14 protein-coding genes and 1 pseudogene are annotated in these 15,156 nt (G+C 70.3%); 8 read left to right on the top strand and 7 right to left on the bottom strand.

Features of this window, described 5'->3' with window-relative positions:
- Positions 1-81 precede the first annotated feature (81 nt).
- On the top strand, positions 82-1,080 hold the full coding sequence (locus O7622_RS01535; RefSeq protein ID WP_282311520.1) for a LacI family DNA-binding transcriptional regulator: 999 nt from the start codon (positions 82-84) through the stop codon (positions 1,078-1,080).
- A gap of 128 nt (positions 1,081-1,208) precedes the next feature.
- Here O7622_RS01535 and O7622_RS01530 read toward each other — a convergent pair whose 3' ends face one another.
- The 3 genes and pseudogenes from O7622_RS01530 to O7622_RS01520 form a co-directional block, all read right to left on the bottom strand.
- On the bottom strand, positions 1,209-1,934 hold the full coding sequence (locus O7622_RS01530; RefSeq protein ID WP_282311519.1) for a methyltransferase domain-containing protein: 726 nt from the start codon (positions 1,932-1,934) through the stop codon (positions 1,209-1,211).
- Between the two features lie 588 nt (positions 1,935-2,522).
- Positions 2,523-2,774 (bottom strand): annotated as a pseudogene (locus tag O7622_RS01525) (hypothetical protein); the annotation flags it as partial.
- 38 nt (positions 2,775-2,812) lie between these two features.
- Positions 2,813-4,450 carry an ABC-F family ATP-binding cassette domain-containing protein gene (locus tag O7622_RS01520; RefSeq protein ID WP_282311516.1) on the bottom strand — a complete coding sequence of 546 codons (1,638 nt, stop codon included), beginning with the start codon at positions 4,448-4,450 and terminating at the stop codon, positions 2,813-2,815.
- Positions 4,451-4,535: 85 nt separating this feature from the next.
- On the opposite strand from O7622_RS01520, the gene O7622_RS01515 reads away from it, so the two are divergent.
- The 3 genes from O7622_RS01515 (at position 4,536) to O7622_RS01505 (ending at position 6,090) form a co-directional block, all read left to right on the top strand.
- The gene (locus O7622_RS01515) at positions 4,536-5,306 is read left to right on the top strand and encodes an ROK family protein (protein ID WP_282311515.1); all 771 of its coding nucleotides are present in this window, start codon (positions 4,536-4,538) and stop codon (positions 5,304-5,306) included.
- 87 nt (positions 5,307-5,393) lie between these two features.
- A complete protein-coding gene (locus O7622_RS01510) occupies positions 5,394-5,756 on the top strand; it encodes a tetratricopeptide repeat protein (RefSeq protein ID WP_282311514.1) in 363 nt (120 codons plus the stop codon).
- Positions 5,757-5,835: 79 nt separating this feature from the next.
- The gene (locus tag O7622_RS01505) at positions 5,836-6,090 is read left to right on the top strand and encodes a Smr/MutS family protein (protein ID WP_013288724.1); all 255 of its coding nucleotides are present in this window, start codon (positions 5,836-5,838) and stop codon (positions 6,088-6,090) included.
- 88 nt (positions 6,091-6,178) lie between these two features.
- Here the strand turns inward: O7622_RS01505 and O7622_RS01500 are convergent, their stop codons facing one another.
- A complete protein-coding gene (locus tag O7622_RS01500) occupies positions 6,179-7,375 on the bottom strand; it encodes a helix-turn-helix domain-containing protein (RefSeq protein WP_282311513.1) in 1,197 nt (398 codons plus the stop codon).
- Positions 7,376-7,736: 361 nt separating this feature from the next.
- On the opposite strand from O7622_RS01500, the gene O7622_RS01495 reads away from it, so the two are divergent.
- Together O7622_RS01495 and O7622_RS01490 are read left to right on the top strand one after the other, a co-directional pair.
- The gene (locus O7622_RS01495) at positions 7,737-8,486 is read left to right on the top strand and encodes a helix-turn-helix transcriptional regulator (protein ID WP_282311512.1); all 750 of its coding nucleotides are present in this window, start codon (positions 7,737-7,739) and stop codon (positions 8,484-8,486) included.
- Positions 8,487-8,512: 26 nt separating this feature from the next.
- A complete protein-coding gene (locus O7622_RS01490) occupies positions 8,513-8,983 on the top strand; it encodes an NUDIX domain-containing protein (RefSeq protein ID WP_282311511.1) in 471 nt (156 codons plus the stop codon).
- Here the strand turns inward: O7622_RS01490 and O7622_RS01485 are convergent.
- On the bottom strand, positions 8,980-9,525 hold the full coding sequence (locus O7622_RS01485; protein ID WP_282311510.1) for an HD domain-containing protein: 546 nt from the start codon (positions 9,523-9,525) through the stop codon (positions 8,980-8,982). The two genes, O7622_RS01490 and O7622_RS01485, sit on opposite strands and share 4 nt — an antisense overlap.
- 468 nt (positions 9,526-9,993) lie before the next feature.
- Between O7622_RS01485 and O7622_RS01480 the strand changes: the two genes are divergently transcribed.
- The gene (locus O7622_RS01480) at positions 9,994-10,341 is read left to right on the top strand and encodes a hypothetical protein (RefSeq protein WP_282311509.1); all 348 of its coding nucleotides are present in this window, start codon (positions 9,994-9,996) and stop codon (positions 10,339-10,341) included.
- Between the two features lie 27 nt (positions 10,342-10,368).
- Here the strand turns inward: O7622_RS01480 and O7622_RS01475 are convergent, their stop codons facing one another.
- Positions 10,369-11,112, bottom strand: coding sequence for a hypothetical protein (locus O7622_RS01475; protein WP_282311508.1), 744 nt, complete (start codon positions 11,110-11,112; stop codon positions 10,369-10,371).
- A 135-nt stretch (positions 11,113-11,247) separates the two neighbouring features.
- Entirely contained in the window at positions 11,248-13,626 is a 2,379-nt protein-coding gene (locus O7622_RS01470) for a M28 family peptidase (protein ID WP_282311507.1), read from the bottom strand.
- Between the two features lie 267 nt (positions 13,627-13,893).
- On the opposite strand from O7622_RS01470, the gene O7622_RS01465 reads away from it, so the two are divergent.
- Positions 13,894-15,132, top strand: a complete 1,239-nt coding sequence (locus O7622_RS01465) for a fused response regulator/phosphatase (RefSeq protein ID WP_282311506.1) — start codon at positions 13,894-13,896, stop codon at positions 15,130-15,132.
- The last annotated feature ends 24 nt before the right edge of the window (positions 15,133-15,156 follow it).

Raw genomic sequence — 15,156 nt, 5'->3', positions numbered from 1 at the left:
GTTGTAAGCGCTCGTGTAAAGGGGTTGTTACGTCGTCGTGACGCGGTACAGTGCGGCCAGCGTTCACCGGAAGGAAGTGCAGTGCGGCACAGGCTCAAGGACGTCGCGGAGCGCGCCGGAGTGTCGGTGAAGACCGTCTCCAACGTCGTCAACGGCTACCAGCACGTGCGCGCCGACACCCGGGCCCGCGTCGAGGAGGCCATCGCCGCGCTCAACTACCGGCCCAACCTGTCGGCCCGCAACCTGCGCAAGGGGCGTACCGGTGTGATAGCGCTGGCCGTGCCCGAACTGGACATCCCCTACTTCGCCGAGCTGGCCCGGCACGTCGTCACCGCCGCCGCCGACCACGGCTGGACCGTGCTCATCGACCAGACCGGCGGCGGCTCCGAGCAGGAACGCAAGGCCGCCAGCGGTATCGGCGACCACATGATCGACGGCCTGATCCTGAGCCCGCTCGCGCTCACCGCCGACGACCTCGCCGCGCTGGCCGGTCTGCCCATGGTGCTGCTCGGCGAGCGGGTCGACCACGGCCCCGCCGACCACGTCATGATCGACAACGTGGCCGCCGCCCGCGAGATCACCGCCCACCTGATCCGGCTCGGCCGCCGCCGGATCGCCGCCATCGGCTCCCAGCGGACCCCCGAGGGCGCCAGCGCCCGGCTCCGCCTGGCCGGCTACACCGCCGCGCTGGCCGAGGCCGGCATCGCCTACGACGACCGCCTGGTGGCGCCCGCGCCGGCCTGGCACCGCGCGGACGGCGCCGCCGCCACGCGGCACCTGCTCACCACGGGGGTACGCCCCGACGCCGTCTTCTGCTTCAACGACACCCTTGCGCTCGGTGCGCTGCGTGCCCTGCACGAGATGGGCCTGCGCGTGCCCGAGGACGTCGCGGTGGCCGGCTTCGACGACATCGAGGACGGCCGCTTCTCGATCCCGACGCTGACCACGGTCGCCCCCGACAAGGAGCGCATCGCCCGTCTCGCGGTCGAGCTGCTCGCCGGCCGCTTGGGCCCCGACCGTGAGTCCCCACCCCGAGAGCTGGTGGCCCCTCACCACCTGGCCCTGCGCGAGTCCGCCTAGCCCACCCCCACCCCACCCCACCCCCTCTTCAACCGCGTCGATCATGAAGTTGACGGCGAAGTCGATCTCCTTGGCTGCCGTCAACTTCATGATCGACGGGGTGGTCCCTGGGGTCGGCCGGCGCGGCGTCAGTCGAAGAAGCGGGCCAGGTGGGAGGAGGGCGGGGTGGGGGCGTCCGGCGGCAGCGGAGTCAGGTCGGCGAAGATCGAGGCACCGTCGCAGCCGACGTGCAGCGGATACCAGCGTGGCGTGCCCGGCGGGCGCTGACAGCAGATGCCCTTGAACGTCTGCACGTCCAGCAGGCGTACGTGCGTCGGGTCGGCCACCGCGTTGACGTGCCGCCACCAGGGACTCATCACGTGCAGCACCCCGCCCGGGCGCAGCACCCGGTGGCACTCGTCGAACAGCGGCAGGAAGTCGATCAGATGCTCGACGATGTGCACCGCGAAGAACACGTCCACCGAGTCGTCGCGCAGCGGCAGCGAGCCGGCCAGGTTGGCGACCGCGTTCACCCCCGGCGCCGGATAGATGTCCAGCCCCAGGTTGCCCGGCCACTGCTTGGTCGCGCCGCAGCCCAGGTCGACCACCACCGGCGCCCGCCCGGCCACGGTGACCCGGCACCAGACCCCGAATACGCCGGACAGCCGGCCGATCAACTCCCGTACCAGCCGTAGCTGTTCCGGGTCGGCGGCCTCACCGGTCAGGTGCGCGACTCCCCGGTCGAAGCGCACCTCGACCGCAGTTGCACGCAGCCGCTCGTCGTGCCGGACCATGTCGGCCCACGCCTCGGCGAGGAAGCCGTCGGTCTGCCGGAGTCGCTCACCCGAGAGCGCGGTCTGCCCCATCGCCACCATGCGCCACCTCCGGCGGCCCGTTACCCCCTTTTCACCCCCATATGCCCCACCCACCCGTCGTCCTCCCACCCCGGGCTGTTGCCCAACCGCCCTCCCGCCCTCGTCCGACCCGCCCTCGCCCTTCGTCGGCCCGGCCCCCCGCCTGTCGCCCGTGATCAAGGAGTTCGTGTCAGCAGAAGACGCCCTCGGAGACCCAAACTCCTTGATCACCGGAGCGCGCCCGAGATCTTGGAAGATTCCGGCCCTCATATAGGGGCACATTCCTTCCAAGATCTCCCGCGACCCGAGCCGCGGCGTTGATCAAGGAGTTTGTGTCCTGGATCGAGGGCGAAGCCGACGAGAACTCCTTGATCAACCCCGCAGGGCGGGTTGTGCGGAGGGGCGGGGCAGGCTCGCGGTCGGCCTTCGCCGAACTTGGAGTTGTGGCCCGTACCAAGCTCGCAAAGAGGACATGCGAGAGGCTGGATCTGCAAGATCAACGGGGAGGGCGGGGAGGGAAGGGGGGAGGGGTAGGGGGCACTGTCAGGGGGAGAGGGTTCGGCGGACTGTGCGGGAGCCTCGCATGCGCTGGCGGGGCTGGGCGGCGGCCGTCTTCGGGCGCTTGAGGTGGTAGCGGTGCAGCTCGTTGTTGCCCGGCAGCGACGGGTCCTCGCTCATCGCGACCAGTTCCCACCCCTGGTCACCGGCCCGGTTCAGGTGGGCCAGCGCGGTGTCGCCGTACGGCGTCACGTCGATCATGGAGCCGTCCGGGCCGTACCAGATGAAGACGACCTCGAACCCGATGTCGGTCGCGGCGGGTTGGCGGCGGCGGACCAGCAGCGCGTACTCCCACTTGAGCATGCGCTCATTGTGGACCCGCGCCGGCGACTCGGCACGGATCAGTGTTCGGCGATCCGTCCGTCCGCCACGCGCAGCCGCCGGTTCACGCTCACCGCGTCGAGCATCCGCCGGTCGTGGGTCACCAGCAGCAGCGTTCCCGGGTAGCTCGCCAGCGCCGACTCCAACTGCTCGATCGCGGCCAGGTCGAGGTGGTTGGTCGGCTCGTCGAGCACCAGCAGGTTGACGCCGCGCCCCTGGAGCAGGGCCAGCGCGGCCCGGGTCCGCTCGCCGGGGGACAGCGTCGCCGCCGGCCGCAGCACGTGGTCGGCGCGCAGCCCGAACTTCGCCAGCAGCGTCCGCACGTCCGCCGGGGCGAGATCGGGTACGGCGGCGGCGAACGCGCCGAGCAGCGGCTGGTCGCCGAGGAACAGTCCCCGGGCCTGGTCGACCTCGCCGACCACCACGCCCGGACCGAGCGCGGCGTGCCCCTCGTCCAGGGGGAGCCGGCCGAGCAGCGCGGCGAGCAGGGTGCTCTTGCCGGAGCCGTTCGCCCCGGTGATCGCCACCCGGTCGGCCCAGTCGATCTGGAGGTCCACCGGGCCGAGTGTGAAGCCGCCTCGGCGTACCACCGCTCCTCGCAGCGAGGCCACGACGGCGCCGGCGCGGGGCGCGGCGGCGATCTCCATCCGCAGCTCCCACTCCTTGCGGGGCTCCTCGACCACCTCCAGCCGCTCGATCAGCCGGGCGGTCTGCTTGGCCTTGGCGGCCTGCTTCTCGCTCGACTCGGCGCGGTACTTGCGGCCGATCTTGTCGTTGTCGGTGGCCTTGCGGCGGGCGTTCTTGACGCCCTTGTCCATCCACGCCCGCTGGGTGCGGGCACGCGCCTCCAGGCCGGCCTTCGTGTCGGCGTACTCCTCGTACTCCTCGCGGGCGTGCCGGCGCGTCACCTCCCGCTCCTCCAGGTAGGCCGCGTAGCCACCGCCGTAGTGGTTGACCTGCTGCTGGTGCAGGTCCAGCTCCACGATCCGGGTGACGGTGCGGGTGAGGAACTCGCGGTCGTGACTGACCACCACGGTGCCGGCGCGCAGGCCGGTGACGAAACGTTCCAGCCGGTCCAGCCCGGCCAGGTCGAGGTCGTTGGTGGGCTCGTCGAGCAGGAAGACGTCGTACCGGCTGAGCAGCAGCGACGCGAGCCCGGCGCGGGCGGCCTGCCCGCCGGACAGGCCGGTCATCGGATGGTCCAGGCCGACGTCGAGACCCAGCTCCGCGGCGACCTGCGCGGCCCGTTCGTCCAGGTCCGCGCCGCCGAGGTCGAGCCAGCGTTCCAGAGCGTTCGCGTACGCGTCGTCGGCGCCCGCCGCCCCGGCGGTGAGCGCCTCGGTGGCGGTGTCCAGCGCGGCCTGCGCGGCGCTCACCCCGGTCCGGCGGGCCAGGAACTCGCGGACCGTCTCGCCCGGACGGCGCTCCGGCTCCTGCGGCAGGTAGCCGACAGTCGCCGTGGGCGGGCTCAGCGAGACCGAGCCCTGCTCGCGGGGGGCCAGGCCGGCGAGGGTACGCAGCAGCGTGGACTTTCCGGCGCCGTTGACCCCGACCAGGCCGACCACGTCGCCGGGCGCGACGACCAGGTCCAGGTCCTCGAAGAGGCGGCGGTCACCGTGGCCGGCGGTGAGATCCTTGGCGATCAACGTGGCGTTCATCAGGTGATCAAGCCTACCGGCGCGCGCATCCGGATAACCGTGACCCGGGCTCGGTGCGGCACCGGTGTGAGGGAGACTCACAGCCGTGGTGACCACACTGGCGATCGACTGTGGTGGCGGCGGGATCAAGGCCTCCGTACTGGATGCCGCCGGAACCATGCGCGCGCGGCCGTTGCGCGTGCCCACGCCGTACCCGTTGCCGCCCGGCCTGTTCGTCAAGACGCTGCTGGATCTCGGCGCCCGGCTGCCCACGGCGGAGCGGCTCACCGTCGGCATGCCCGGCATGATCCGGCACGGCGTGGTGGTGGCCACGCCGCACTACGTGACCCGCTCCGGGCCGCGCAGCCGCGTCGACCCCGAGTTGCTGGCCGAGTGGTCCGGGTACGACGCGCGCACCGCGCTGGCCGAGGCGTTCGGCGTGCCGGCGCTCGTGCTCAACGACGCCGAGGTGCACGGTGCGGGGGTGGTCGCCGGGACCGGCTGCGAGCTGGTGCTGACGCTCGGCACCGGGCTGGGCAGCGCGCTGTTCGACGGCGGGGTGCTCGCGCCGCACCTGGAGCTGTCGCACGCGCCGGTGCGGTGGAACACCACCTACGACACGTACGTGGGGGAGCCGGAACGGCGGCGCCTGGGCGACGCCTTCTGGTCGCGGCGGATCCGGCAGGTGGTGGACGGCCTGCGGCCGGTGTTCCGCTGGGACCGGCTGTATCTCGGCGGCGGCAACTCCCGGCTGATCCGGCCCGAGCAGGTGGCCCGGATGGGGGACGACGTCGTGATCGTCCCGAACACGGCCGGAATAGTCGGCGGTGTCCGGGCCTGGGATCTGGTCGGTGGCCGGTACGACCCCACCTCCTGATCTTCGACCGCAGGAACACTCGCGCTTGCGCCGGTGTTGTGCCAGCGTCGGATCAAGGGCCTGGCGCGACACGAGGAGGTGGGTCGAGTGGATCTTCTGGCGGAGTACCGGCGGGCGACCATGTTCTTCGAAGCGGGTGACCCGACCGGAGCGGCCCGGCTGCTCGAACCGATCATCGAGGCGGAGCCGGACAACTCCTCGGTCCGGCAGCTGCTGGCCCGCGCGTACTTCCAGTCGGCCCAGCTCAACCGGGCTGAGGAGCAGTTGCGCGAGCTGGTCGACCGCGACCCGAGCGACCACTACGCGCACCACGTGCTCGGCCGCACGCTGGAGCGGATGAACCGGCCCCTGGACGCGCTGCGGCACCTGCGCATCGCGGCGGCGATGTACTCGACCAACACCGACTACGCCACCGCGCTGCGCCGGGTGGAGGGCAAGGTCGGTCGTTGACCGATCACGCCGGCCGTTCGCTGATGACGCGGAAGGGCAGCCCGGGCGGGCTGCCCTTCCGCGTACCTAGGATGGGACCGTGAAGCTCAAGCTCGATCTCCACGACATCTACAACAAGGGCCACGACATCGACCGTGCGCTGCGCGGGATCATGGACGAGGCGGTGGCGAAGAAGGCCACGCTCGTGGAGATCATCCCGGGCAAGGGGTCGGGCGCGCTCAAGAAGAAGGTGCTGCGCTTCCTCGACCAGAAGGACGTCAAGCAGCTCTACCACCGGGTCGAGAAGGACTCGAAGAACTTCGGCCGCCTGTTCGTCCACTTCCGCTGGAAGTGACCAGCCACGGCGTTTGATCCACTCCGATACGCCGAGGTGGCGGTATCCCGATCGCTCGGATGAAGCCATTTCCCCGAAAAGGTGTCGATCAAGCCACGCTGAGCGTTGCGGCGAGTTGGATGATCGTGGCCGGGGCGTACGGGTCTCGGGCAACCTGGGTGAGCACCGCGCGAGCGGCCGCACGGTGACGCAACTCCTCCGGCGCGATGTGGAATGCATCGATCAGGGCGCGGGCCGCATGAGCCGGTCGGTCGAAGCGAAGATTGGCGCGCGCGGCCCGCACGAGATGACCGGCGCGATGCTCGGCGGCCAACCAGCGCCAGCCGTCACGGCGCACTGCCTTCTCGTGCCACCCGACCGCATCACGGCCGTCACCGAGATCGAGAGCCGCCCGCGCCCGTGCCAGCATCACGGCCGTCGGCCCGAAGTCGGTCCGGTGGTGGTCGTGCCCGTCGCCCACCCGGGCGGCCAGAGCCTCGGCGTCGTCGAGCAGCCTTGCGGCGCCCCGGTGATCGCCGTGCCGCGCCGCTGCGAGTGCGCTCTGCATCAGCAGCGCTCCGCACAACGACAGTTCCTCGGCAGCGCCGTCGTCATTGTCAGGCGCTGCGATCCGGTATGCCGCGTGCAGCGCCGTGGACATGGCGGCCCTGCTGCGACCGCATGCCCGCAGCGCCTGACTGACCTGTATCGCTGCCATTGCCGTCAACCTCGGCTCGTCGGTCGCGCAGTGCATGGCCCGGTCGGCGGTGAGCCACGCCAGTTCACTCGCATCCAGCTTCGTCAGCAGCGACGCCGTCACCCGGTACGCTTCCACGAGTTGCGAGCGGCCCGCGTCGGGATCATCTGCGTAGGTGCGCTGCGCGTCGACAAGCAATTGCGGGGCGAGTGCGGTGACCTGTGAATAGCGAGCGTGCTGAAATGTCGTCCAGGCGTGCTCGACAGTGCGGGTCATTCGATCTGCGGGCACCAGCGGTCGACCGGTGGTCCGCCTGACGGCGATGTCGTAGGTCGACAGGGCAGCCGCGACTCGATTCACGCCTTCGGCTCGCTCGGTCCTGCCGACGGGCGTGGCACCGGGGCCGATCAAGACGGCCGCATCGATTCGTAGCACAGTGGCGATATCGCGGAGAGTGGACATTCGATCGAGGGACCGGACGCCGCGTTCGACCTTGTCCACCCAGCTCTTCGACTTGCCCAGTCGATCGGCGAACACCTGTTGTGACATCTTCCGTCGGCTGCGCCAATGTGCCACTCGTCTACCGATCGGCTGCATCTCAGTCGTCACGGCGCCACCTCCGATCCGGCAGTGCACGGGTCGTTTCCTCAGCCGGCACACGGTCTGCCTCGGCCTGCGAGAGCAGTCGTCGCTTGGCCGCCTCCCTCTCGGTTGCCTGGATCTGCTCGCCCCGGCTCGCCTCCGGTAGGTCCTTACGCCGAGGCATCGTCGCCTCCAAGGCTGCTTCCCAATGGACGTTCCATGACTTGCTCCTCAGGCGTTGAGCGAGATGGCCCGTTAGTGGTTCGGGAAGCAGGATGCATCTCTACGTCACGACGACTTCACCACAGGTGATGGACGAGTAGGGACGTCCTTGCTAAGTTCTGTCGTCCCGTAGTCGTCCCGCTCAGCTCTCCAACCAGGGATTCCGATGCCGAACGACCGCCTTCGTAGTGGGCTTCTCAAGAAGGGCTTGACGCCGGCCTTGCTTGCCGGGCAACTGGGCGTCGACCCGAAGACCGTGGAGCGGTGGATCACGCAGGGCAGGAATCCGTACCCGCGCCATCGACACACCATCGCCTCGTTGCTGGACGAGAGCGAGTCCTACCTGTGGCCAGATGCCCTGCCGACGCAGCGCGCGGTGCAGGTCAGCCAGTCCGAGGTGGTTCACATCTATCCGCGCCGTGGAGCCGTCCCGACCGACCTATGGCAACAGCTCCTGGAGAAGGCCACACGGCAGATCGGCGTCCTGGTCTACGGCGGGCTGTTCCTGCCCGAGTTCAACCACCGATGGGTGCCGACGCTCCGCGAGAAGGCGCTCGCGGGCGCCCAGGTGGAGTTGCTGTTCGGTGACCCGGAGGGCAAGCACATCGCCGAACGGGGAGACGACGAGGGCATCGGCGCTGCCATGTCGAGCAAGATCCTGAACGCGCTTGCCTTCTACAGGGAGCTACGAGATCTGGATGCCGTCGGGATCTACTACCACGACACGATCCTCTACAACTCCATCTACCGCTTCGATGACGAGATGCTGGTCAACACCCACCTCTACGGCACACCGGCCGCCTACGCCCCGGTGTTGCATCTCCGGCGCATCGGCGGAGCGGAACTGTTCGACAACTACGTCGCCAGCTTCAAGCAGGCACTCGGGAAGAAGCGGGCCGTCTGGCCTGAGCACTGAGTTGCCGCCGATGAGAGGCTAGGACCATGGCCCGGACCGAGCACTTCAACGACCCGAACGCCCCGAAGCCGAACAGCATCGTTGTCGCGGTCACCGTCTTCGTGCAGGACGAGCTGGGCCGGGTACTCCTCATCCAGCGGACCGACAACGGTCTCTGGGCGCTGCCCGGCGGCGCCCAGGAGTTCGGGGAGTACATCGCCGAGACGGCTGTCCGTGAGACGCGGGAGGAGGCCGGTGTAGAGGTCGAGGTGACCAGCGTGGTCGGGATCTACACCAATCCGAACCATGTGGTCGAGTACAGCGACGGCGAGGTGCGACAGCAGTTCTCGATCTGCTTCCGTGGTCGCTACGTCAGCGGTCAGCCGACGCCGAGCGACGAGTCCTCGGAGGTCCGTTGGGTCGCACGCGACGACCTGGACGATCTCGCCATCCACCCGTCGATGCGGCTTCGGATCGACCACGGCTTCGAAAACCGGCAGCAGCCGTACATCGGCTAGGCTGTCAGCCGTTCTTCCGTTCGACGGACAGCTTCAAGCAGCGGCGCTTCCGCTTTCATCCAGAAGCGCGTCACCACGTCATCCGGGCCGTATCGCTCGCGGATCTCCGCCAACCGTTCATCTACGGTCAGGTCTTGACCGTCAGGCCCGGTAGTCATGTCGGCGAACCAGAGAGCGTCGGACGTCGGTGACTGTTCAAGGGGAAACTCCGCCATGAGAGCAGGCTTCAGCCCTCGTTCCTCAGCTTCGTAAGAGGCGCATGAGTGATGGGCGACCAGGCTTGCCAGACGTGGTTGGAAACCCTGCCGGAGCAACCACCTAGCACCATCCAGAGCGTGGAAGCCGGTGTCAACGATGTTCGGGGCGTAGCCGATGTCATGAAGCCAGGAAGCAGCCACAAGAATCTCGGCATCACCGGGAACTAATCGGGTAAGGCTGTCAGCCTTCGCTGCAACGCCTTGGACGTGACGCCAGCGTCTAGGCAGGGCAACTGCCAGTTCTTCTTGAGCAGCGACGGCAGCCCTCTTGCTTAGCTGATCCACCGATCCATCGTAGGCTCAAGGAGGGGCGAAAGCACGCAACTGCTGTCAACTAGGCAACAAACCCGTGACGTGAGTTCAGCGGCTGTCGACATCGGCAGAAAGCTGACGCCATGATTCGCGTCGATTCGCCCTATAGGCAACTAAGGAAGTGGTTTGTTTGAGATAGCCTTTCGACTCGCGCGAGTTGCGTCGACTGCCGGACGAATATCAACCCACCACCGCTCGCAGCTAATACTCATGCCAGCAATCCTCTCGTATCTGAAAGACGTAAGAACTACTTCGGGGCCGGTAGCGATCCGCGCCGAGAGCTGGCAAGGCGTTGATCAATCGCCTGACGTGCTGTCCAGAATTCGACACTGGCCCCGTTACGGTCAGGAGCGACCTTCACGTTCGGCGTTCGGGTCAGTACTCTTCGCGTCCATGGCGTCTCGCGACAAGTCGAAGCTGTGGCGGTTCTGAGGCTACGGCGTGTTGGCCGTGCTTCTCCTGTCCCTCGGCAGCAACGCGTTCGGCCCAGGCATCTACGCGGCTCTCGTCGGCCTGTTGCTCTTCTTCGTCCTCTTCCAAGCCCCGGTCTACTGCGGGGCGATCAACCGGAAGCGAGGCGGCGTCGTTGAATTCTGCCGCAACAACTGGGCAGGGCTCATCCTGGGCTGCCACCTTCGACAGCACAAGTGGCAGAAGTTCGGGCGCGAGTGGTGGTCGCTGGGGTGGCGGGAGAAGAGCAGGGGCATATGGACGGGAGCCCAAGCGAAGCTGGCGACTCTGAGTTTCATCATCGGCACGGTGACCGGCGTTATCGGCGTCTTCAAGTAGGCCACCTTCGGCGTGCGGAGAAGTGCATCAGCGAGGTACGGCAGCCGACGACGCCCCTGCGGTGCCGCTGCAACCATCGCTATGTGTCGGGGTGAGCACCGTTATGGGGGAGCCGAAGGTGGTTGTTCCGGGACCGTGCCCGATTCCGACCAGGACCCGGTTGCCGAGCGGAGCGGCCAGGCGCACCACCACCTCGCGCTCCTCGGCGTAGGCCAGCCGAAGGCCGTTCCCGTCGCGGGCGACCTCCACCGGGTCGACGAGCACCGCCGCGTCCGTCTCGTACACCTCGGCGTCGGGGTAGTCGGCATACGGCGCGGACGTTCCGATGAACCGGAACGTCAGAGTGCGCCCATCGTGCGCGAGCACGGCCTCCTCGTGATGAGCGGCTCCTACCCCGGGTGGCCGCCACGTCATGCGACGTTCGAAGTCCGGGTCGATGCCGATGAACGGCCATCGGCGGTCGTCGGGGTACATCATCCACGCCGGGAGTTCGCGAGTGCCTCGGTCGGTGGCGAACGGTCCGTTCGCCCGGATGATGTTCGCCAACGGTCTCTGCGCCCCGGTCTGCACGTCGCGGCAGTAGTCGATGGCGGCCGGCGCGATCTCCGGCGGCAACTCGGACTCCGGAACGCCGTGGGCGTCGAACAACGTCCGCCACTGCGTGTCCGCCATCAGTCGGTTGAGCGCCCTGGCGCCCATCGCTGTCAGCACGATCGGGCGCGGCTCGCGGCGAACGGGGAAACCGTCCCACATCGCCAGCGCCTGCCGCACATGCTCCACATCGGTCGGCACACCGTCAGCCTAGCCCGCCTCTCTCTAGCTTGATCCACTCCAGTTCGCCGAAGTGGCGGTATCCGCACGCCGGGATACCGCCACTTGGGTGAGGTGGTGTCGATCGAGCGGCGGTCAGAGCGGGTACGTGCGCGCCACCGCCAGCATCTCCGAGCTGTGCGAGCCGACCACTCCCACACCTGCCGGCCGCGCCCGGAACCCGGGCACCCCGGACAGCCCGTCGCTGGCGTCCATCGCCCGCACCGAAACGGCACCGCCCCGGGGCACGAGCGTCAGCGTCACCTCGACGCCCTCCGGCGGCGGGGCGTGGAACACGACCCCGAATCCCCACCTGCCGGCGCGCCGCACGACGGGCACGTCCCGCCCGGCAACCGAGGCCGACCGCACGGTGGCGGTGGTGGTGTCGACGTGCAGCGTGAGCAGGCGTACCTGCCGCTGCGGCACCACCCGCACCCGCAGCACGCGCTGGTCGCCGTTGCGGGTGTCGGAGAGCGTCTCCACCTTCGGGGCGGGCAGCGGCGCGGCGGTGGCCGGTCCGCCGCGCAACTCGGTGGCGCCCAGCCCGGGGAAGTCGTCGGCGACCGAGACCGTGCCGTCGACGTAGCCGTCCGTCCAGGGCTGCGGCTTCTCCTCGCGACTGAGCCAGGCCGCCTTCCCGGTGCCCGCGTCCAGCGCGTACATCAGATGGGTCGGCACGGGATGCGCGGCGTCGAAACGGTCCACTGCGAGGCCGACCCCGGCGAGCACCAGCGCCGCCAGCGCGGCGGCCGCCGCGGGCAGCGCGCCGAGCCGGCGTGCGCGCAGCGCGAGCAGGCCGCGCTGGCCGCCGGCCCGGGGGTGCAGCAGGTCCACCACCGGGAGTACGGCGAGGCCGAGCAGCACCGCGACGAGCGCGGCTACCGCGCCCATGTCCATGCCGAGCGCCGGGAACAGCAGCACCACCGGAGGCAGCAGGATCACGACTGCCACCGCGGCGGAGAGCGTCACCGCTACGACCGGCCACGGTCCGTCGCGCCGGGTGGCGAGTGCCGCGAAACCGGCGAGCGCGCCGGCCAGCGCCGGCACTGCCGTCAGGTACGCCCCGCCGGGCACCGCCACGGCGAGCAGCACACCGAAGACTGCCAGCCAGGCCAGCCCGCCGAACGCCAGCGCGGCCGGACCGACCCGGCGGCGCAGCAGCGCGTACCAGCAGAACAGCACCGCGGCGGAGAGCGCCACGACGGCGAGCCGGTACCAGACCGGACGGTACGGGTCGAGCAGCTCGGCGTACCCGGGACGGATCGTGGTGATCGCGGCCCAGAGCAGCCACGCGCCCAGCGGGGCCACGACGACGGGCACCAGGGTCAGGCCGAAGCCGGCGGCGAGCGTGCCGGCGGTGGCCCGGCCCCGGCGGCGCAGGAGCCAGCCGAGCGCGCCGATGGCGAGCAGCGCGGCGGCGGCGAGCGGCAGCGTCAGCCAGCCGGGGTAGCGGGCCAGGCCGCCGAGCACCGGGAAGTAGGTGTCGTCGTGGCCGGCGCGCAGGTCGCCCAGGTCGGTACGGCCGAACTCGCGGGCCATGCCGAGCGCGTTGTCGCCGTGCATCTGGAGGCTGCCCCGGTCCATCCGGGCCGGCACGTCCAACGGGGTGTGGTAGATCGCGCCGCCGTCGATGTAGGCGGAGTTGAGCCCGACGAACCCGCGGTCGAGGAACGCGGTGAAGTCGGTGTCGTTCGGCAGCGCCCGGTAGATCTCCACAGCGAACGACGTGCCCACCGGGTGCGGCGCGGCCTTGCCGAACACCTCGACCAGCTTCGCGTTGTTCCGGGACGTCTCGAACATGATCACCGGGCCGGTGGAGCCGCGCGCCTCCAGGTTGAGCACCACCCCGCCGTCACGGGCGAGCGGGTGGTCCGCGGCGAACCCGGCGGCCCCGCACAGGCACGCCTCCTCCGCGTCGGTGAGCACGAAGACGATGTCGTTGCGGGGGCGCGGCCCGGTGGTCAGCGCCCGGGCCACCTCCAGGATCGCGGCGGTGCCGGCCGCGTCGTCGTTGCCGCCCGGCCCGGTCTGCACCGAGTCGTAGTGCGAGACCAGGAACACCTTCCCGGTCGGGTCGGTGCCGGGCAGCCGGGCCACCACGTTGCGGACCCGGGCCAGCGTCGCCCCGCCCGCCGCGCCACTGAGCTGCCCGGCCTCGGGCGCCACCGCGTCCTGCACCTCGGTCTCCAGGCCCAGCCCGCGCAGCACCCGCACCAGGTGCTCGCGTACCCGGTCGTTCGCGGCACTGCCGGCCACGTGCGGCTCGGCCGCGATCACCTCGACGTTCCGGTACGCCCGGCCGGCGCTGAACTCCCCGGCCGGCGCGTCGGCCGGGCGCGGCGCCGGGGTGGCGAGGCCGGCCAGGACGCCCGCCCCGACGGCGAGCAGCGCGACGAGCGCGGCGACGGCGCTGACCAGCCGGCGGCGGGGCTTGGCGAACACGCGGTCGGCGGGGCGGGTGGGGGGTGCGCCCACTGGGACTCCTCGGGCCGGATCTACGGGGTGGGCATCATCCTGCACCCCCGGGCGGCCCCGGCGGCACTCCCCCGTCGGTGCGCTGCCGGTACGACAACAGTTGCCGCGTAACATCGTCTGTCGACCGTGCCGCTGTGAAGGTGGTCGGTTCACACGCTCCGCCGCACCGGTGACGGTCGCGTTGTGTGCGACTGTTGTCTGAGTCAGGATCAGCAGGGCATTCGGAAGGAGCCCGACATCACCAGCGAACTCCCGCGACTCGCGGCGGTGACCCGACCGCTCCGGGGTTCCGGCGCGTCGGGCGCCGTCTTCGTGCCGTCGGCCGGGGCGGGGCTGCACGGCGGCGTACCGCCGGGCGAGCGGCTGCGGGTGCTGCTGGTGGAGGACGACGAGGGCGACGCCTTCCTGGTCGGTGAGCTGCTCGCCGAGACCAACTCGATGATCGACCTGCTGGTCGCCACCAGCCTCAGCGAGGCCCGGCAGCGGGTGATGGGCGTCGACTGCGTCCTGCTCGACCTGGGCCTGCCCGACGCGCAGGGCCTGGACGGGCTGCGCCGCGTGCTGGACATGGCCAGCGGCGCCGCGGTCTGCGTGCTGACCGGCCGCTCGGACGAGCACCTGGGCATCGTCGCGGTCGCCGAGGGGGCGCAGGACTACCTGGTCAAGGGCCAGGTCGACGGTGTCCTGCTGACCCGGGCGCTGCGGTACGCCGTCGAGCGCAAGCGGGCCGACGAGAACGCCCGCCGGCTGCGCGAGGTCGAGCTGCGCCAGGCCGAGTCCGCCCGCCTGGAGCGCGGCCTGCTGCCGCAGCCGCTGATGACCACCGACGAGGTGTCGGTGCACACGTTCTACCGGCCCGGCCGGCACGCCGCGCTGATCGGTGGCGACTTCTACGACGTGGTGCAGACCCAGCCGGACCGGATCGACCTGATCGTCGGCGACGTCTGCGGGCACGGCGTGGACGAGGCCGCGCTCGGCGTCGAACTGCGCGTCGCCTGGCGGGCCCTGGTGCTGGCCGGGGTGCCGGACGACGAGGTGCTGCCTGCGCTGGAGCAGGTGCTGATGAGCGAGCGCCGCCTCCAGGAGATCTTCGCGACTGTGGCCACCACCCGGCTCGACCTGGCGTCGGCGCGGGCCACCGTACGCCTCGCCGGTCATCCGCCGCCGCTGCTGCTCAGTGGCGGCAAGGTCGGGCCGGTGCCGGCCAGGGGCGGGCTGCTGCTGGGCGTACGCCCGCGCCGCCCGGTCGCCTTCGACCTGGAGTTCGACACCGACGACTGGTCCCTGCTGATGTACACCGACGGCCTGATCGAGGGCCGGGTGGACGGCGGTGACGAACGGCTCGACGTGCCGGGCCTGACCGGTCTGCTCGCCGAGCCGGCGAACCGGGCGGTGCCGCTGGCCGAGCTGCCCGCCTGGCTGGTCGGGCGGGCCGAGCAGATCAACGGCGGCCCGCTGGCCGACGACGTGGCGATGTTGCTGGTGACGCGCGGTAGCGGTCGGTGATTCTGTGGTAGTGGGCAACGGGGA

The sequence above is a fragment of the Micromonospora sp. WMMD1076 genome (assembly GCF_029581475.1).
Taxonomy (GTDB): Bacteria; Actinomycetota; Actinomycetes; order Mycobacteriales; family Micromonosporaceae; genus Micromonospora; species Micromonospora aurantiaca.
The sequence above is the reverse complement of the archived record's forward strand: the minus strand, read 5'-3'. Positions and strand labels throughout refer to the sequence as shown.